Genomic DNA, 17,988 nt, shown 5'->3' on the forward strand with positions numbered 1-17,988 from the left:
ACCTACGCCTTCGGGACGCGGATCACGAGGGCGTCGCCCTGGCCGCCGCCACCGCACAGCGCGGCCGCGCCGACACCGCCGCCGCGGCGCTTCAGCTCCAGCGCCAGGTGCAGCACCACACGGGCCCCGGACATGCCGATCGGGTGGCCGAGGGCAATGGCGCCACCGTTGACGTTCACCTTTTCCGGGGTCACGCCGAGGTCCTTCATTGACTGCACGGCGACCGCCGCGAAGGCCTCGTTGATCTCGATGAGGTCCAGGTCGGAGACCTGCAGGCCCTCCTTCTTCAGGGCGTGCAGGATCGCGTTCGACGGCTGCGACTGGAGGGAGTTGTCCGGGCCGGCCACATTGCCGTGGGCGCCGATCTCGGCGATCCACTCCAGGCCCAGCTCCTCGGCCTTCGCCTTGCTCATCACGACCACGGCGGCGGCGCCGTCCGAGATCTGCGAGGAGGTGCCGGCGGTGATCGTGCCGTCCTTGGTGAAGGCCGGACGCAGCTTGCCGAGGGACTCCGCCGTGGTCTCGGGGCGGATGCCCTCGTCGGTGGAGAACAGCACCGGGTCGCCCTTGCGCTGCGGGATCTCGACCGGGGTGATCTCCGCGTCGAAGACGCCGTTCTTCTGCGCGGCGGCGGCCCGCTGGTGGGAGGCGGCCGCGAACTCGTCCTGCGGGGCGCGCTCGATGCCCAGGCGGGTGTTGTGCGTCTCGGTGGACAGGCCCATCGGGATGCCCTCGAAGGCGTCGGTGAGGCCGTCGTAGGCCATCGCGTCGAGCATCTCGACGGCGCCGTACTTGAAGCCCTCGCGGGACTTCGGCAGCAGGTGCGGGGCGTTGGTCATGGACTCCTGGCCGCCCGCGACCACGATGTCGAACTCCCCGGCGCGGATGAGCTGGTCGGCCAGCGCGATGGCGTCGAGACCCGAGAGGCACACCTTGTTGATGGTGAGCGCGGGCACGTTCATGGGGATGCCGGCCTTGACGGCGGCCTGGCGGGCGGGGATCTGGCCCGCGCCGGCCTGGAGCACCTGGCCCATGATCACGTACTGGACCTGGTCGCCGGAGATCCCGGCCCGTTCCAGCGCGGACTTGATCGCGAAGCCGCCGAGGTCGGCGCCCGAGAAGGACTTCAGCGAGCCGAGCAGCCGCCCCATGGGCGTGCGGGCCCCGGCGACGATCACTGAAGTGGTGTTGTTCGTTCCGGACATGAGGCACAGCCCCTTGGATGAGGAGTGAACGAGGGTTTACCCGAATGTACTGAGCGGTACCCGCGCAGTCACCGGGCAGTCGGTGTGATCGCTGGCACGTTGCGTGACCACCCTCCTCGGCGGTGCACTGGTCCCATGCTGACAAGAATCGACCACATCGGGATCGCCTGCTTCGACCTGGACAAGACCGTCGAGTTCTACCGTGCCACGTACGGGTTCGAGGTGTTCCACACCGAGGTCAACGAGGAGCAGGGCGTCCGCGAGGCCATGCTCAAGATCAACGAGACCTCCGACGGCGGTGCCTCCTACCTCCAGCTCCTGGAGCCCACCCGCGAGGACTCCACGGTCGCCAAGTGGCTGGCCAAGAACGGTGAGGGCGTCCACCACATCGCCTTCGGCACCGCCGACGTCGACGGGGACGCCGAGGCCATCCGCGGCAAGGGCGTCCGGGTCCTCTACGACGAGCCCCGGACGGGTTCCATGGGCTCCCGGATCACCTTCCTGCACCCCAAGGACTGCCACGGAGTCCTCACCGAACTGGTCACCAGCAACCCTGAGCACTGATGCCCCCATTCCCCGGCCGGTAGAGTGGCACTGGCTCGGCCGGGGTTCGGTGCGGAGACGGGGTCGGGGCCCGAACCCCTGCCCCGGTATCTGACACCATTCCCCGGGGGCGTCGTTCAGCGGGCGAGCGATGCTCATTTGGGAGTGAGCTTGCGACCAGGGGACGGATGGGACCGCGCTGTGCTCGGCTACGAAAGCCAGGAGAGCCATCAGGCTGAAGCCGACCATCTCACGCGCTTCGAAGCCGAGATGGAACGGCTGAAGAAGGAGCGCGGGAAGGCCGTCCAGCACGCCGAGGACCTGGGATACCAGGTCGAGGTGCTGCGCGCCAAGCTCCACGAGGTACGCCGCAATCTCGCGTCCCGCCCCGCCTACGACGGCGCGGACATGGGTTACCAGGCGGAGCAGCTGCTCCGCAATGCCCAGATCCAGGCCGACCAGATGCGCTCCGACGCCGAGCGCGAGCTGCGCGACGCCCGGGCGCAGACGCAGCGCATCCTCCAGGAGCACGCCGAGCACCAGGCACGGCTCCAGGCCGAGCTGCACGCGGAGGCCGTCAACCGGCGCCAGCGTCTGGACCAGGAGCTCAACGAACGCCGCCAGACCGTCGAGGCGCACGTCAACGAGAACGTGGCCTGGGCCGAGCAGCTGCGCGCCCGTACGGAGTCCCAGGCGCGCCGGCTTATGGAGGAGTCCCGCGCCGAGGCCGAGCAGTCCCTGAACGCGGCCCGCGCCGAGGCCGCCCGGGTCGCCGAGGAGACCCGGCGCCGGATGGCCGCCGACGCGGAGGCCTCGCGCGCCGAGGCCGAATCCTCCCTGCTGCGCGCCCGCAAGGAGGCCGAGCGGCTGCTGTCCGCCGCCTCCGCGCAGGCTCAGGAGGCCACCGAGCACGCGGAGCGGCTGCGCAGCACCAGCACCGCCGAGGCCGAGCAGACCCGGCAGCAGACCATGGACCTCGCCCGGGTGACCGAGTCCCGGGTGCAGGAGGCGGACAGCGCCCTGCGCTCCGCCCGCGCCGAGGCCGAGACGCTGCTCGCGGAGGCCAAGGAGAGCGCGGCCCGCCAGCTCGCCTCCGCGGAGTCCGTCAACGAGCAGCGCACCCGCACCGCCAAGGAGCAGGTCGCCCGGCTGGTCGGCGAGGCCACCAAGGAGGCCGAGGTCCTCAAGGCCGAGGCCGAACAGGCGCTGGCCGACGCCCGGGCGGGGGCGGAGCGGCTGCGCAGCGAGGCCGGCGAGCAGGCCCGTACGGCCGCCGCCGAGGACATGGCGGCGCAGCTGGCGAAGGCGGCCCGCACCGCGGAGGACGTACTGAACAAGGCTTCGGAGGACGCCCGGGCCACCACCCGAGCCGCGTCCGAGGAGGCCGAACGGATCCGCCGCGAGGCGGAGTCCGAGGCGGACCGGCTGCGCCTCCAGGCGGCGACCACCGCCGACGAGCTCAAGGGCGCGGCGAAGGACGACACCGAGGAGTACCGGGCCCGCACCGTCGAGCTCCAGGAGGAGGCCCGGCGGCTGCGCGGCGAGGCCGAGCAGCTGCGCGCGGAGGCCGTCGCCGAGGGCGAGCGGATCCGCGGGGAGGCCCGCCGCGAGGCGGTCCAGCAGATCGAGGAGGCGGCCAGGACCGCCGAGGAGCTGCTCGGCAAGGCCAAGTCGGACGCGGACGAGCTGCGCGGGGGTGCCTCCGCCGAGAGCGAGCGGGTCCGCGCCGAGGCCGTGGAGCGGGCCACGACCCTGCGCAAGCAGGCCGAGGAGACCCTGGAGCGCACCCGCGCGGAGGCCGAGCGGCTGCGGGACGAGGCCGAGGAGCAGGCGCAGGCCGTGGCCGCCGAGGCGGACGCCGCCGCCCGCGCCCGGCGCGAGGAGACCGAGCAGGCCCTCGCCGCGAAGCGCGCGGAGGCCGATGTCGAGCTGGTCCGGCTGCACACCGAGGCCGAGGGCCGGCTGACGACGGCCGAGCAGACGCTGCGCGACGCCCGCGCGGCGGCGGAGAACATCCGCCGCGAGACCACCGAGGAGAACGACCGGCTGCGCGCCGAGTCGGCGGAGCGCATCCGCACCCTGCAGACCCAGTCCGAGGCGGAGGCCGAGGAGCTGCGCGCGGAGGCCGCGGACGACGCGGGCCGGGTCCGCGCGGAGGCCGAGCAGGTCTCCGTACGGCTGCGCGCGGAGGCCGAGGCGGAGTCGGAGCGGCTGCGCGGCGAGGCCCAGGAGACGGCGGACCGGCTGCGCGCGGAGGCCAAGGCCGCCGCCGAGCGGGTCGCCGAGGAGGCCGCCGAGGCGCTGGCCGCCGCCCAGGAGGAGGCCGCCCGGCGTCGCCGGGAGGCCGAGGAGACCCTGTCGGGGGCCCGGACGGACGCCGGGAACGAGCGGGCTCAGGCCCGCGAGCAGAGCGAGGAACTCCTCGCCCAGGCCCGCAAGCGCTCCGAGGAGGCCACCGCCGAGGCGGTCTGGCTGACGGAGGAGGCCGAGCGGCGCGCGTCCGAGGTGGTCGCGGCGGCCGAGGCCACCGCCCAGCAGGTACGGGACTCCGTGGCCGGGCTGCACGAGCAGGCCGAGGAGGAGATCTCGGGGCTGCGCAGCGCCGCCGAGCACGCGGCGGAGCGTACGCGCACCGAGGCGGAGGAGGAGGCGGACCGGGTCCGCTCCGACGCCCACGCCGAGCGCGAGCGCGCCGGCGAGGACGCGACGCGTATCCGCAGCGAGGCCCGGGTCGAGACGGACGCGGCGAAGGCGCTGGCCGAGCGGACGGTCGGCGACGCCATCGCCGAGGCCGAGCAGGTGCGCGCCGACACCGCCGAGTACGCCCAGCGGGTGCGTACGGAGGCGACGGACGCCCTGGCGGCGTCCGAGCGGGACGCGGCGCGGACCCGGGCGGACGCCCGGGACGACGCGAACCGCATCCGCGGCGAGGCTGCGGAATCCCTGGAGGCCTCGCGCGCCGAGGGCGGCCGGATCGTCGCCGAGGCGACGGCCGAGGCCGAGCGGCTCACCGAGGAGACCCGCGCGGCGAACGCCGTCACGGTCGGGGACGCGCAGGCGCAGGCCGAGCGGCTCACCGCCGACGCACAGGCGGCCGCGGAGGCCACCCGCGCCGAGGCGGCGGCCACGCTGGACGAGGCCCGCGCCGAGGGCAACCGGCTGCGCACGGAGGCCGCCGAGCAGGCGGACCGGCTCATCACCGAGGCCACCGCCGAGGCGGAGCGGCTCACGGAGGAGACCCGCGCGGCCAACGAGCTCACCGTCGGCGAGGCGGAGGCCGCGGCGGAGGCGCTGCGCGCCGAGGCGGCGGACACCCTCGACTCGGCCCGCGCCGAGGCGAACCGGCTGCGCACGGAGGCCGCCGAGCAGGCGGACCGGCTCGTCACCGAGGCTTCCGGCGAGGCGGAGCGGCTCACGCGGCAGGCGGCCAACACCCTGGCCGCGGCCGAGCGGGACTCCGCGCGGATCCTGGTCGACGCCCGCGCCGAGGGCGACCGGCTGGTCGAGGAGACCCGCGCGGCCAACGAGCGTACGGTCGGCGAGGCCGCGGCCGAGGCCGAGCGGCTCGTCGCGCAGGCGGCGCTGACCCTGGACGAGGCCCGGGCGGAGGGCGGCCGGATCATCGGCGAGGCCACCGCCGAGGCGGACCGCGTCACGGTCGCGGCGAACGAGACGCTGGCCGGTGCGGAGCGCGAGGCCGAGCAGACGCTCGACGAGGCCCGTACCGAGGGCGGCCGGCTGCGCACGGAGGCCGCCGAGCAGGCGGACCGGCTCATCACCGAGGCCGCGGCGGAGGCCGACAAGCTCACCGAGCGGACCCGCAAGGACAACGAGCGCACGGTCGGCGAGGCCCAGGGCGAGGCGGAGCGGCTGCGGGCCGACGCGGCGGAGGCCCTGGCCTCGGCGCAGGAGCACGCGACCCGTACCCGGTCGGAGGCCGAGCGGGTCAAGTCCGAGGCCGCGACCGAGGCCGAGCGGGCCCGTACCGAGGCGCGCACCGAGTCGGAGCGGCTGCTGGACGAGGCGCGCGAGGCGGCCAACAAGCGGCGTACGGAGGCGGCCGAGCAGGTCGACCGGCTCATCACGGAGGCGGCGGCCGAGGCCGACAAGCTCACCGCCGACGCGGGCCGGCAGGCCCTGGCCGCCACCACGGCGGCCGAGGAGCAGGCCGACGCGATGGTCGACGCGGCCCGCAAGGAGGCCGCGCGCATCAGCTCGGAGGCGACCGTCGAGGGCAACTCCCTGGTGGAGAAGGCCCGTACGGACGCGGACGAGCTGCTGGTCGGGGCGCGCACCGACGCCGCGGCCATAAGGGAGCGGGTGGAGGAGCTGCGCTCGCGCGTCGAGTCCGAGGTGGAGGAGCTGCACGAGCGGGCCCGCCGGGAGTCGGCCGAGCAGATGAAGTCGGCCGGCGAGCGCGTGGACAAGCTGGTGCGGGCGGCGACGGAGCAGAGCGTCGAGGCCGAGGCGAAGGCCAAGGCGCTGGTGTCGGACGCGAGCAGCGAGGCCGGCAAGGTCCGTATCGCGGCCGTGCGCAAGGCCGAGGCGCTGCTCAAGGAGGCGGAGCAGAAGAAGGCGGACCTGTCGCGGCAGGCGGAGAAGGCCCTCGCGGAGGCGAAGGCGGAGGCCGAGCAACTGGTCGACGAGGGCCGTCGTGAGCTGGAGGTCCTGGTGCGCAGGCGCGAGGACATTCAGGCGGAGATCTCCCGTGTCCAGGACGTTCTTGAGGCGTTGGAATCTTTCGAGGCACCTTCGGGTGGCGGAAAGCCCGTGATGGGCGGCCAGGGCGCGGGGGGCGTGAAGGCCGGCGCAACAGCGGGTTCCACTCGTTCGGGTGGTAAGGCGTCAGAGGGCTAGTCAGAACCCCTGGATGTGTGCTCCTAGTGGAGGTTCAGGCGAACGAGTGACAAGCATTCTGTCGCCTTGCCACTCAAAAGGGGTGTCATTGTCCAGGGCAAACACGGATTGACTCGATGACACGCCGTCCGGGCGCCTAGGATTCCCCTTAACACCTCACGTAGCACCTCATCGGTCTCATTCGACAGGAACCCCATGAGCGACACTTCCTCCCCCTTCGGCTTCGAGCTCGTGCGGCGTGGTTACGACCGCGGTCAGGTGGACGACCGCATTACCAAGCTGGTCTCCGACCGCGACAGCGCCCTAGGACGTATCAACTCTCTGGAAAAGCGGATCGAGGAGCTGCACCTCGAGACGCAGAACGCCCAGGCCCAGGTGAGCGACGCCGAGCCGTCGTACGCCGGGCTCGGCGCCCGGGTCGAGAAGATCCTGCGGCTGGCCGAGGAGGAGGCGAAGGACCTGCGCGAGGAGGCCCGTCGTGCGGCCGAGCAGCACCGTGAGCTGGCCGAGTCGGCGGCCCAGCAGGTGCGCAACGACGCCGAGTCGTTCGCGGCGGACCGCAAGTCGAAGGCGGAGGACGAGGGCGTCCGCATCGTCGAGAAGGCCAAGGGCGACGCGACCACGCTGCGCGCCGAGGCCCAGAAGGACGCGGCGTCCAAGCGCGAGGAGGCCGACGCCCTCTTCGAGGAGACCCGCGCCAAGGCCGCCCAGGCCGCCGCGGACTTCGAGACCAACCTGGCCAAGCGGCGCGAGCAGTCCGAGCGCGACCTGGCCTCGCGTCAGCAGAAGGCCGAGAAGCGCCTCGCGGAGATCGAGCACCGCGCCGAGCAGCTGCGCCTGGAGGCCGAGAAGCTCCGTACGGACGCCGAGCGCCGGGCCCGCCAGACCGTGGAGACCGCGCAGCGCCAGGCCGAGGACATCGTCGCCGACGCCAACGCGAAGGCCGACCGGATCCGCAGCGAGTCGGAGCGCGAGCTGGCGGCGCTGACCAACCGTCGCGACTCCATCAACGCGCAGCTCACCAACGTCCGTGAGATGCTGGCGACCCTGACCGGCGCGGCCGTCGCGGCCGCCAACCCGATCGTCGACGACGAGCCCGTCACCCGCGGGGTGCCGGCTCAGCAGAGCCGCTAGTACGCACCCGTCTACTCGCTGGTAGCGAAACGGGCAGTTCTGGGCCGTATGTCACCTGTCTGAGGTGGCGTACGGCCCTTGGGCGTTCTAGCGTGGCCGCATGATCGAGCTTGAGGGCCTTACGAAACGATTCGGCGCGAAAACCGCCGTGGACAACCTCAGCTTCCAGGTCAGACCGGGGGTGGTGACCGGCTTCCTCGGCCCCAACGGGGCGGGCAAGTCCACGACCATGCGCATGATGCTCGACCTCGACAACCCGACCAGCGGTACGGTCCGGATCGACGGGAAGCACTACCGGGACCTGCCGGAACCGCTGAAGTACATCGGGGCGCTGCTGGACGCGAAAGCCATGCACGGCGGTCGCAGCGCGTACAACAACCTTCTCTGCCTTGCCCAGTCGAACCGGATCCCGCAGCAGCGGGTCGCGGAGGTGCTGGATCTGGTCGGCCTGACGGCCGTGGCGAAGAAGAAGTCGAAAGGATTTTCGCTCGGGATGGGGCAGCGGCTGGGAATCGCCGCCGCACTGCTCGGGGATCCGGAGATCTTGATGTTCGACGAACCCGTCAATGGTCTGGACCCGGAGGGAATTCTCTGGATCCGAAATCTTATGAAGGGTCTGGCGTCGGAGGGGAGGACGATCTTCGTCTCCTCCCACTTGATGAGCGAAATGGCGCTGACCGCAGACCATTTGGTGGTCATCGGACAAGGAAAGCTCCTTGCCGACATGTCGATGTCCGATTTCATCCAGCAGAACTCGCGCAGTTACGTCCGACTGCGCTCGCCGCAGCAGGAACGGCTCAAGGACGTCCTGCACGAGGCGGGGATCAACGCGATCAGCGTGCCGGCCACCGGGACGCTGGAGATCGACGGGGCGAGCTCGGAGCAGCTCGGCGAGCTGGCCGCCCAGCACCAGATCGTGCTGCACGAACTCAGCCCGCAACGGGCTTCACTGGAGGAAGCGTTCATGCGCATGACGGCGGACTCCGTCGAGTATCACGCCCACGCGCCGGGTGCGCCCGGCACGGGCGCGGGCTTCGACAACCCGGCCCGGCCCGCCGACGTTCCCGCGTGGGGCGCCGGTTTCGACGCGACGCGCAAGGGCGGCGAGTGACCATGGCCGCCTTCCCCGCCGTCCTCACGTCCGAGTGGACCAAGATCCGCACGGTCGCCTCCACCAGCTGGACCCTCGCCATGGCCTTCATCGCCACCGTCGGGTTCAGCGCCGCCTTCTGCGCCCTGATCAAGGCGAGCTTCGACGACATGGGCGCCGTCGAACGGGCCACGTTCGACCCCACCCTGGTGAGCTTCAGCGGCATGCAGTTCGGCCAGCTCGCCATGATCGTCTTCGGTGTGCTGGTCGTCAGCACCGAGTACAGCTCGGGCATGATCCGCACCTCGCTGGCCGCCGTCCCCGGACGCGCGGCCTTCCTGCTGGGCAAGCTCACCGTCGCCACGGTGCTCGCCCTGATCGTCGGACTGCTGACCAGCTTCGTGTCGTTCTTCCTCGGCCAGGCCATCCTGGGCGAGCACAGCATCGGCATCGACGGGGACCACGTCCTGCGCGCGGTGATCGGCGCCGGCCTGTACATGGCGCTGCTCGCCCTGTTCTCCATGGGTGTGGCCGCCATGCTGCGCAGCTCGGTCGCCTCGATCAGTGTCCTGATCCCGTTCTTCCTGATCGTCTCGAACCTCCTCAGCGGCTTCGAGGCGACCCGCAAGTACGGCCAGTACCTGCCCGACAAGGCCGGGGGGAAGATCATGCAGATCGTGCCGGACGCCATGGGCAGCGCGGAGACCCCGTACGGCCCCTGGGGCGGTCTCGGGATCATGCTCCTGTGGGTGCTGGCCTCCGTGGTCGGCGGGTACCTGGTGCTCAAGAACCGGGACGCGTGACGGACTGACCTGCCCCGGTGTCCGTCGTGAGGCGGACGCCGGGGGTACTACGGGAGATCCCCGGGTCGGATCTCAGGGGTAGCTCAGGGATCCGGACGGGGAGGGAACCACGGACGGCTCGATATCCTCTTAAGGCTTACGCGGACGAGAGCCGTCCGGGCCTGGCAAGGGGCAGCACGATGATCGAGGCAGTCGGCCTGACCAAGCGCTTCGGCGCCAAGACCGCCGTCGACGCGTTGTCCTTCCAGGTCAAGCCGGGTCACGTGACCGGTTTCCTGGGGCCCAACGGGTCCGGCAAGTCCACCACCATGCGCATGATCCTCGGGCTGGACCGGCCCACTTCCGGTCATGTCACGATCAACGGCCAGCCCTTCCGGGAGCTGCCGAACGCCCAGCGGCACGTCGGCGCCCTCCTCGACGCGAAGGCCATGCACGGCGGCCGCCGGGCCCGTACCCACCTGCTGGCCCTCGCCAAGCTCTCCGGGATCCCCGAGAAGCGGGTGGACGAGGTGCTGGGCGTGGTCGGGCTCCAGGAAGTGGCCCGCCAGCGCACCAAGGGCTTCTCCCTCGGCATGGGCCAGCGGCTCGGCATCGCGGCCGCCCTGCTGGGCGACCCGCAGGTGCTGCTCTTCGACGAACCGGTCAACGGCCTCGACCCCGAGGGCATCCTCTGGGTCCGGAATCTGATGCGGCACCTCGCCTCCGAGGGCCGGACCGTCTTCGTCTCCTCGCACCTGATGAGCGAGATGGCGCTGACCGCCGACCACCTCATCGTGATCGGCCGGGGCCGGCTGCTGTCCGACATGAGCACCCACGACTTCATCACCCACAACTCGGCCGGATTCGCGCGGGTGCGCGCCGCCGAGGACGCCCCCGGCACGACCGGTGCCCGCACCGGCCGGTCACTGCTCGGTACCGCGCTGACGAAGGCGGGCGGGCGCGTGCTCCAGGAGCCGGGCGGGGCGCTGCGGGTGACCGGGCTGGAACTGCCCCGCATCAGCGACCTCGCGCACGAGGCCGGCGTACGGCTGTGGGAGCTGTCCCCGCACCGGGCCTCGCTGGAGGAGGCCTACATGCGGATGACCCAGTCCTCCGTCGAGTACACCTCCACCGAGGACCCGCGCGCCGAGCTGTGGGAGCCCGAACCGCTGGCCCTGCCGGAGTGGGAGGAGGAGACGGCCCCCGAGGTCCCGAGCGAGACCGCGGCGAGCTTCTTCGCTCCCCCGCCGCCCGCGGCGGGCGGGCGGCCCTTCCTGATGCCGGGCAGCCCCGCCGAACTCGCGGCCCCCGCCGCCGGGACCCCCGCCGCCGCTCCCGCCGAAACCGCTCCCGCCGGGTCCGCGCCGGCCGAGGTCGGAGCCTCGGCCGGGAAGACCGCCGAGAAGACCCCCGAGGACCCCCGATGACCGGCCCCACGACCACCGCCGGGACGTACAGCTCCGCGCTCCCCACCCCCCGGCCGCACCTGGGTCACGCCCTGGCCTCGGAGTGGACCAAGCTGACCTCCGTACGCTCCACGCTGTGGACGCTCGGCTCCCTCGTGGCCCTGGTCGTCGGCATCGGCATGATCGCCGTGCTCCAGACCTCCTCCATCGACTACACCTCGATCCCCTTCACGGGCCCCGCCCTCTTCGGCCTGATGGTCGGACAGGTCGCGGTGATCGTGCTCGGGGTGCTGACGATCTCCTCCGAGTACGGCACCGGCCTGATCCGCAGCACCTTCACCGCCGCCCCGGAGCGGCTGCGGGTGCTCACCGCGAAGTACCTGGTGTTCGGCTCGGTCGCCTTCGCCACCACGCTCGGCTCGGTGGGCTTCGTCGGCCTCGCCGCGGCCCTGCTGCACAGCGGGGCGGCCGCCGGGGCGCACGGCTGGGACGAGGTCACGGGGGCGGTCGCCGGATCCTTCTACGTCACCCTGCTCGGCATGCTCGGGCTCGCCGTCGGGGCCGTCGTACGGCACTCCGCGGGCGGGATCGCGGTCATGCTCGGCGTGGTCACGATGCCGCCCGTGCTCGGCGGCATACTGACCGTCTGGCCGGCCACCGAGGCCGTGGGGCTGACGGTGCTCCGCTACAACGCCCCGGTGGGCCTGATCCAGCTCATCGGACTCCAGGACAGCGGCGTCGACGGCCAGCCCGCACCGAGCGACCTGGCGCAGCTGTCGCTGATCGTCGCGGTGACGGCGGCGGCGATCGTCGCGTCCTACGTGGTGGTGCGCCGCCGGGACGTCTGACGCGGAGCGGCTTAGTACTTGGGCGCGTTGCGGGACCGCTGCACCTTGGAGGTGCGGCGGTCCTTCGCGTTCCAGCAGGCCTTGTGCCAGTGCCGCCGGTCGTCGACGCCGCCGTACTCGGGCCAGGCCACCAGGTGCGGGGTGCCGGAGGGGATCTCCTGGTCGCAGCCCGGGCAGCGGTAGCGCTTGCCCGCCGCGCTCGCGCCCGCGACGTGTCTGACCTTCCACTCCTCGCCCTGGTACTCCTCGGTCCGCTCCAGCCCGTACCGGTCGAGGCCGGTCGCAGGTCGTTCGTCCGGAGTCTCGCCGCCCCTGGGGCGGTTGTGGCGCGGTGACACGTATACCTCACGAAAGGGCGGCCGACAGTGACTTTCTCCCAGACTACGCGCAGCGGGCCCGGGTACCCGCAGGGTGGCTGAGAAGGCTGACCGTCACACGAGAACTGGCCCGACAATCTCAATAACTTTCCTGTCAGGCCGTGCCTTTGGCACGTGTCAGACGTTGTTGCCATCAGACGTTGATCCCATCAACGAGTCGGTCAACCTGGGGGAGGCCGCGTCAGCCGCGAGGAGGCTAAGGGCGATGCGCGTAGGAGCGTTTGTACTGGCGGCCCAGTTCCCGGGCCAGGGACAGGGGGAGGCACTGCACCGGGCGGTGCGGACCGCCGAGGTGGCGGAGGAGGCGGGGCTGGACTCCGTCTGGCTCGCCGAGCACCACTTCGTCCCGTACGGGGTCTGCCCGTCGGCGGTGACCCTGGCGGCGCTGCTGCTGGGGCGGACCCGGCGGCTGCGGGTGGGCACGGCGGTGAGCGTCCTGCCCAACACCCACCCGGTGGCCCTCGGGGAGCAGGCGGCCCTGCTGCACGTCACCTCCGGGGGCCGGTTCACCCTCGGGGTGGGGCGGGGCGGGCCGTGGGTGGACCTGGAGGTGTTCGGCGGGCGCCTGGAGGCGTACGAGAACGGCTTCCCGGAGGACCTCGACCTGTTGCGGCGCTGGCTGACCGAGCCGCGCGTGGGCGCCGCCGGGGAGCGGCACGCCTTCCGCGAGGTGCCCGTCGTACCGCGTCCGGCGGAGGCGCTGGACGGTGACGGGACAGGGCCGGAACTGATCGTCGCCTGCACGTCGCCGTCGTCGGTACGGATGGCCGCGCGGCGGGGGCTGCCGATGCTGCTGGGCATGCACTGCGGGGACGAGGACAAGGCCGCGATGGTCGCGCTGTGGCGGGAGACCGCGCTGGCGGCCGGCCACGCCCCGGAGGCCGTACGGGCGGCCGGGCACGTCTCGGCCGGGGTCTGCCAGCTCGCGGACCGGACGGCGGACGCCCGCGAGACGCTGCTGAAGGCGATGCCGGGCTGGTTGCGGCAGGGCCTGGACGCGCACGTGACGGTGGACGGCCGGCAGCGCGCGATGCGGGACCCGGTCGCGTACACGGAGCTGCTGTGCGACCTGCACCCGGTCGGTACCCCTGAACTGGCCGCGGACCGGCTGGCGGCGACCTCCGAGCGCACCGGGATCACCCGGTTCGCGCTGCTGACGGAGGGCTCGGGCGACCTCGCGGCGACGGAGGAGAACGTACGGCGGCTGGGCCTCGAGGTCCTGCCGCAGCTGGGCCCGTAAGGGCACGGGGCACGGGCCTGCGGGCTGGGGCTGCCGCTCCGGTGTCAGTCGCACCTCCCGCGACACGGAGCGGCAGCGCGGTACCGGTCCCGCTAGCAGTCGCGGAGCTCCGGCGACTGGTTGAGCAGCTGGCCGCGGATCGAGGTGAACTTGGCCAGCCGGTCGTCCACCGAGGAATCCAGCGGGAACACCGCTACACGGTGGCAGTTCTGGAATGCCAGGCGCACGCCGAAGTGCCGCTGCAGCGCACCACGTATCGCGTCACTCGCCAGCGCGCGCAGCAGCTGCCCGCGCGCCTGCTCGTCCGGCGGCGGCGTCTGGTTGTCGGCGAACTCTCCGCCCTCAACCTCCAGCTGGGCCGTCAACGAGCTGATCATCTCCCATGCGTAAGGCAGGGAGGTCCGGACGCAGTCGACGAATGCGGCTTCGTCGACCTCGCCTCGCTCGGCCTGTTCGAGTAGGGCCGGTGAGACGTCGAGCGACATGGGTTCTCCTCTCGTGACCCCGGCCGTTCGGGTTGCCGGAGTCTTACGGGCAGGGAAGGAGGCCGCGACGCAGCGTGCACGCTCGGCAACCTCCCGCTCACCACGGTAGGCGCCCGCCGGGTACCGCACCAGGAGAATGCGCATACAACGCGCCATCGGCGAACGGGGCTTTCAGGGGCGAATCGCGTGGAGGCCTTCCCGTCGAGTAGCGTTGCCGACCATGCGTCTCGTCATTGCCCGCTGCTCCGTCGACTACGCGGGCCGGCTCACCGCCCATCTGCCCTCGGCACCCCGTCTGATCCTCGTGAAGGCCGACGGCAGTGTCTCGATCCACGCGGACGACCGGGCGTACAAACCGCTCAACTGGATGTCGCCTCCGTGCACCCTCAAGGAAGGGAGCGGGGACGACGCCGGCGTCTGGACGGTCGTCAACAAGGCGGGCGAGAAGCTCATCATCACCATGGAGGAAGTCCTCCACGACTCCTCCCACGAGCTGGGCACCGACCCCGGGCTCATCAAGGACGGCGTCGAGGCACACCTCCAGGAGCTGCTGGCCGACCGGATCGACACCCTCGGCGAGGGCTACACCCTGATCCGGCGCGAGTACATGACGGCGATCGGCCCGGTGGACATCCTGTGCCGGGACGCGTCGGGCGCGACGGTGGCCGTGGAGATCAAGCGCCGCGGGGAGATCGACGGCGTCGAGCAGCTGACCCGCTACCTGGAACTGCTGAACCGGGACCCGCACCTGGCGCCGGTCCGGGGTGTGTTCGCGGCCCAGGAGATCAAGCCGCAGGCGCGGGTGCTCGCCAATGACCGGGGCATGGACTGCGTGGTCCTCGACTACAACGCCCTGCGCGGCATCGAGGACGACAAGCTCCGCCTGTTCTGATCCTTTTGACGCGCCGCACTCACTCCTTTTGACGCGCCGCACTCACTCCTTTTGACGCGCCGCACTCACTCCTTTTGACGCGCCGCACTCACTCCTTTTGACGCGCCGCACTCACTCCTTTTGACGCGCCGCTCGCGCGGTGCGGCCCTGGCGGGCCTTACCGGCTTCGCGCCGCTGCGCCGGACTCCGTCCGGCGGGGCCGGTGCGGGGCCGGTTTGCGTGGCGGAGCCCGGTGGGCCGGCTGCGGGTGGGTGGCCGCTGCGCGGGGTGGTCCTCAAGCGCCGGACGGGCTGGATTGATCCAGCCCGTCCGGCGTTTGAGGACCGGGGTCCGGGGCCGAGCCCCGGGGAACGGGCGAAGGGCGGGGCGGGGAGAGCGCCCGGCTACGCCGTCGGGGTGCCTGGCGAGGTGGTGGGGGTTTCGGGGGCCGCCGCCGAGGTGGTCGGGGTCTCCGGGGACTTCGTCGGGGTCGAAGGCGTCGGATCCGGGGCCGGGGACGTCGGCGGGGTGACGACCGGGTCCGGGGACGGGGAGCGCGGCGGCGTCGGCGGGGCCGGGGTCGGCTTCGGGGCGGGCGGGACCACCACCGGAGGCCGCTGCGGGCCGGACGTACGGGACGGCTGCGCCGGGTCGGCCGGCTGCTGCGGGGCGTCGCCCGAGACGGGCTCCGGGCCCGCGCCCGGGGTGGAGGCGGCCGGCTCCGCGGGAGGCTGCGGCGCGGAATCGTTCACGCTGCTCCCCGGCACCTGCGGCGGGGTCACCGCCGGCGCGTCCGGGGTCGAGGACACGGCGGGAGCCTTCGCTTCCTCCCCGTCCCCCGACGCCAGCGACAGGCCCACGACCGTGCCGAGCGCCACCACCGTCAGCGCCCCGGCGGCGGCCAGCAGCACCGTCTTGCGCCGCCCGCCGGGCTCGGGCTCCGGGTGCGGGGGAAGCGGCGCGGCGGGCTTCGGCGCCTTCGGGTAGGTGTCCCCGAACACCTGCGACAGGGTTGCCGGGGACGGCGGAACCACCGGCGTCACCTGCGTGACGGCCTCCGAGCCCGGCCTCACCACGAGGGCGGCCGGGCCAGCCGGAGCGGCCGGAGCGAGCGCCGGGAACGGAGTCAGAGCCGATGACGGCGCCTGGGACGGGGTAGGGCCCTGGCCCTGGGACGGAGCCAGGGACGAGGACCGGGCCTGGGCCGGGGACGGAGCCTGGCCCTGGGACGGGGCCAAGGCCGGGAACGGGGCCAAGGGCTGAGCCGGGGACGGGGTCTGGGGCGGGGCCGAGGGCGGGGCCGGCTTCGGGCCCGGGGTCGGTGGGGCCAGTCGCAGGGGTGGCGATGCCTCGACCGCCAGGGCTTCCCGGTCGGTGACGAGCGCCAGCGCCCGCCGCCCCGACACCGTTCCACGCTTGTCCGCGAGCGCGCCCCGCAGCCCGATCGAGGCCTCCAGCTCGGCCCGGGCCCGCTCCACGCGCCCCTCGCACAGGGCGAGCACGCCCAGCTCGTGGTGGAAGTACGCCTGCTCGGCGACCTCGCCCGCCTTCCGCGCGGCCTCCGCGCCGGCCCGCAGCACCCGCTCCCACGCCTCCCAGTGCAGGGACGCCGCGAAGGCGGGGGCCGCCGTGCGGGCCAGGAGTACGGCGGCCACCACATCGGCCCCGGCCAGCGCGGCGAGCACCGCGTCGGCCTCGGCGGCTATCCGTTCCGGGGTCACCGAGGCGTGCCCGGTCCACCAGGCGTAGTGCCGGGCGGCGGTACGGGCCTCCTCGGCGGCCGTGTCCCCGTACCCGGCCTCCTCCAGCTGCCGTGCGACGCCTTCGGAGAGCCGGTAGCGCGGCCCGACGGGGGTGATGAGCCCGCAGGCCAGCAGTTCCGCGACGGCGGAGTCGGCGTGGGTGTCGCCGACCAGCGCGGGCAGGTGTGCGGGGTGCGGGAGTTCCCCGCCGAGCGCGCAGGCGGTGCGCAGGGCGGCCCGGGCCGATTCGCTGACCCGGGAGGCCAGCAGTTCGGCGGGGGCGGCGGCCTCGGCCAGGGTGGGCAGCGGGACGTGGGCGGGGTCGCGGGGGCGTTCCTCGAAGACCCCGGGTTCCTCGTCGTCGTCGGGCGCGGGGACCCGGTTCAGTTCGTCGCGCTGGCGCAGCAGCGCGGCGGCCTGGACGAAGCGCAGCGGCAGGCCTTCGGAGGCGAACCGCAGGTCTCCCGCCCAGGCGGTCTCCTCGTCGGTGAGTGCCCGTCCGGTGGCCGCTTCCAGCAGCAGGACGCAGTCGGCCCGGCCGAGGCCGCCGAGGAAGACCTCTTCCAGGTGGGAGTCGTCGGCGGGGGGCTTGGTGTCGGGGGCGGCGACGAGCAGGTAGGCGCACTCGGGGGTGGCGCGCAGCAGTTCGTCGAGGGCGGCACCGCCGAGCTCCAGGTCGTCGAGGAGGACGATGGCGCCGATCTCCCGCACCCCGGTGAGGAGTTGCTCGCGGTCGGGGCGCCGGCCCGGGGATTCGTACACGGCGGCGTACAGGGAGTGGAGGAGTTCGGAGGGCTGCTGCTGGCCGTGGCCGTCGAGCCGGACGACCCCGTCGGGCGCGAGGCCGGCGCAGGCTTTGGCGACGGCGTCGAGGAGGGTGGATCGGCCGGATCCGGCGGGTCCGGTCAGCCGTACGGAGCGGCCGCGGCCCAGCAGGCGTACGAGCCGCTGCCGCTCCTCGTCCCGCTCCTGGAGCGGCCGGGCGGGCAGGGGCGGTCCGGGCAGTACGGGGGGTCGTGCGGCGGTGTCCCGGTCGGCGCGGGAGGCGGCGTCGCGCTTGGCGGGGAGGCCGGGGCCGGGGCCGGCTCCGGGCCGGGTGGGCTCGATCTCGCTGCCGTCGACGGGGTTGACGGTGAGGGTGTACTGCGCGGCGGTCAGCGTCACGATCCGCGCGGGCGCCAGGCCCGCGGGAGGCGCAGCCGCCGAAGCGCCTGCCGGCGTACCGGCCTGCGTACCGGAATGTGTCCCCGCGGGCGCGCCCGTCGGCGGCACCCCCTGACCGGGCTGTCCCTGTGTGCGGTCCATGACCAAGTCCCCCGATCGCGTCGCGCGCGCCGTAGCCGTCCTTGCGTCCGGCCCTCGCTCCTCGCTCACACGGCGCTGTCGCTGCCGGTCCGGTTTCCGCCCG

13 protein-coding genes are annotated in these 17,988 nt (G+C 73.0%); 9 read left to right on the forward strand and 4 right to left on the reverse strand.

Annotated features, from left to right (window positions below):
- Nucleotides 1-2 precede the first annotated feature (2 nt).
- Nucleotides 3-1,205 (reverse strand): acetyl-CoA C-acetyltransferase, encoded by a 1,203-nt coding sequence (locus OOK31_RS10510; RefSeq protein WP_267012165.1) that lies wholly within the window; start codon nucleotides 1,203-1,205, stop codon nucleotides 3-5.
- A gap of 135 nt (nucleotides 1,206-1,340) precedes the next feature.
- Here OOK31_RS10510 and mce point away from each other — a divergent pair, with 135 nt between their 5' ends.
- From mce to OOK31_RS10545, 7 genes are all read left to right on the forward strand, one after another.
- The gene (gene mce, locus OOK31_RS10515) at nucleotides 1,341-1,769 is read left to right on the forward strand and encodes a methylmalonyl-CoA epimerase (protein WP_267012166.1); all 429 of its coding nucleotides are present in this window, start codon (nucleotides 1,341-1,343) and stop codon (nucleotides 1,767-1,769) included.
- Nucleotides 1,770-1,949: 180 nt separating this feature from the next.
- Nucleotides 1,950-6,605 (forward strand): polarized growth protein Scy, encoded by a 4,656-nt coding sequence (scy, locus tag OOK31_RS10520; RefSeq protein ID WP_267012167.1) that lies wholly within the window; start codon nucleotides 1,950-1,952, stop codon nucleotides 6,603-6,605.
- Between the two features lie 195 nt (nucleotides 6,606-6,800).
- Nucleotides 6,801-7,739: a cellulose-binding protein gene (locus tag OOK31_RS10525; RefSeq protein WP_267012168.1), complete on the forward strand. Its 939-nt coding sequence runs from the start codon at nucleotides 6,801-6,803 to the stop codon at nucleotides 7,737-7,739.
- Nucleotides 7,740-7,839: 100 nt separating this feature from the next.
- Nucleotides 7,840-8,850 (forward strand): ABC transporter ATP-binding protein, encoded by a 1,011-nt coding sequence (locus tag OOK31_RS10530; RefSeq protein ID WP_267012169.1) that lies wholly within the window; start codon nucleotides 7,840-7,842, stop codon nucleotides 8,848-8,850.
- A gap of 2 nt (nucleotides 8,851-8,852) precedes the next feature.
- Nucleotides 8,853-9,632 carry an ABC transporter permease subunit gene (locus OOK31_RS10535; protein ID WP_267012170.1) on the forward strand — a complete coding sequence of 260 codons (780 nt, stop codon included), beginning with the start codon at nucleotides 8,853-8,855 and terminating at the stop codon, nucleotides 9,630-9,632.
- A gap of 179 nt (nucleotides 9,633-9,811) precedes the next feature.
- Entirely contained in the window at nucleotides 9,812-11,038 is a 1,227-nt protein-coding gene (locus tag OOK31_RS10540; protein ID WP_267012171.1) for an ABC transporter ATP-binding protein, read from the forward strand.
- The gene (locus OOK31_RS10545; protein WP_267012172.1) at nucleotides 11,035-11,865 is read left to right on the forward strand and encodes an ABC transporter permease; all 831 of its coding nucleotides are present in this window, start codon (nucleotides 11,035-11,037) and stop codon (nucleotides 11,863-11,865) included. Before OOK31_RS10540 ends, OOK31_RS10545 begins: the two co-directional genes overlap by 4 nt.
- Before the next feature lie 11 nt (nucleotides 11,866-11,876).
- Here the strand turns inward: OOK31_RS10545 and OOK31_RS10550 are convergent, their stop codons facing one another.
- On the reverse strand, nucleotides 11,877-12,203 hold the full coding sequence (locus tag OOK31_RS10550) for an ATP/GTP-binding protein (RefSeq protein WP_267012173.1): 327 nt from the start codon (nucleotides 12,201-12,203) through the stop codon (nucleotides 11,877-11,879).
- A gap of 244 nt (nucleotides 12,204-12,447) precedes the next feature.
- On the opposite strand from OOK31_RS10550, the gene OOK31_RS10555 reads away from it, so the two are divergent.
- Entirely contained in the window at nucleotides 12,448-13,482 is a 1,035-nt protein-coding gene (locus OOK31_RS10555; protein ID WP_267012174.1) for an LLM class flavin-dependent oxidoreductase, read from the forward strand.
- A 92-nt stretch (nucleotides 13,483-13,574) separates the two neighbouring features.
- On the opposite strand, the gene OOK31_RS10560 is transcribed toward OOK31_RS10555, so the two are convergent.
- Nucleotides 13,575-13,967 (reverse strand): SCO5389 family protein, encoded by a 393-nt coding sequence (locus OOK31_RS10560; RefSeq protein WP_267012175.1) that lies wholly within the window; start codon nucleotides 13,965-13,967, stop codon nucleotides 13,575-13,577.
- 220 nt (nucleotides 13,968-14,187) lie between these two features.
- Between OOK31_RS10560 and nucS the strand changes: the two genes are divergently transcribed.
- Entirely contained in the window at nucleotides 14,188-14,859 is a 672-nt protein-coding gene (gene nucS / locus OOK31_RS10565) for an endonuclease NucS (protein ID WP_267012176.1), read from the forward strand.
- Between the two features lie 383 nt (nucleotides 14,860-15,242).
- Here nucS and OOK31_RS10570 read toward each other — a convergent pair whose 3' ends face one another.
- Nucleotides 15,243-17,885, reverse strand: a complete 2,643-nt coding sequence (locus tag OOK31_RS10570; RefSeq protein WP_267012177.1) for an ATP-binding protein — start codon at nucleotides 17,883-17,885, stop codon at nucleotides 15,243-15,245.
- Nucleotides 17,886-17,988 lie beyond the last annotated feature (103 nt).

This window comes from Streptomyces sp. NBC_00249 (assembly GCF_026342355.1).
GTDB lineage: Bacteria > Actinomycetota > Actinomycetes > Streptomycetales > Streptomycetaceae > Streptomyces.

Coding starts and splice junctions, on each gene's coding strand:
- OOK31_RS10510 (WP_267012165.1), bottom strand. CDS start 1,205: ATGTCCGGAACGAACAACACCACTTCAGTGATCGTCGCCGGGGCCCGC.
- mce (WP_267012166.1), top strand. CDS start 1,341: ATGCTGACAAGAATCGACCACATCGGGATCGCCTGCTTCGACCTGGAC.
- OOK31_RS10525 (WP_267012168.1), top strand. CDS start 6,801: ATGAGCGACACTTCCTCCCCCTTCGGCTTCGAGCTCGTGCGGCGTGGT.
- OOK31_RS10530 (WP_267012169.1), top strand. CDS start 7,840: ATGATCGAGCTTGAGGGCCTTACGAAACGATTCGGCGCGAAAACCGCC.
- OOK31_RS10535 (WP_267012170.1), top strand. CDS start 8,853: ATGGCCGCCTTCCCCGCCGTCCTCACGTCCGAGTGGACCAAGATCCGC.
- OOK31_RS10540 (WP_267012171.1), top strand. CDS start 9,812: ATGATCGAGGCAGTCGGCCTGACCAAGCGCTTCGGCGCCAAGACCGCC.
- OOK31_RS10545 (WP_267012172.1), top strand. CDS start 11,035: ATGACCGGCCCCACGACCACCGCCGGGACGTACAGCTCCGCGCTCCCC.
- OOK31_RS10555 (WP_267012174.1), top strand. CDS start 12,448: ATGCGCGTAGGAGCGTTTGTACTGGCGGCCCAGTTCCCGGGCCAGGGA.
- OOK31_RS10560 (WP_267012175.1), bottom strand. CDS start 13,967: ATGTCGCTCGACGTCTCACCGGCCCTACTCGAACAGGCCGAGCGAGGC.
- nucS (WP_267012176.1), top strand. CDS start 14,188: ATGCGTCTCGTCATTGCCCGCTGCTCCGTCGACTACGCGGGCCGGCTC.
- OOK31_RS10570 (WP_267012177.1), bottom strand. CDS start 17,885: ATGGACCGCACACAGGGACAGCCCGGTCAGGGGGTGCCGCCGACGGGC.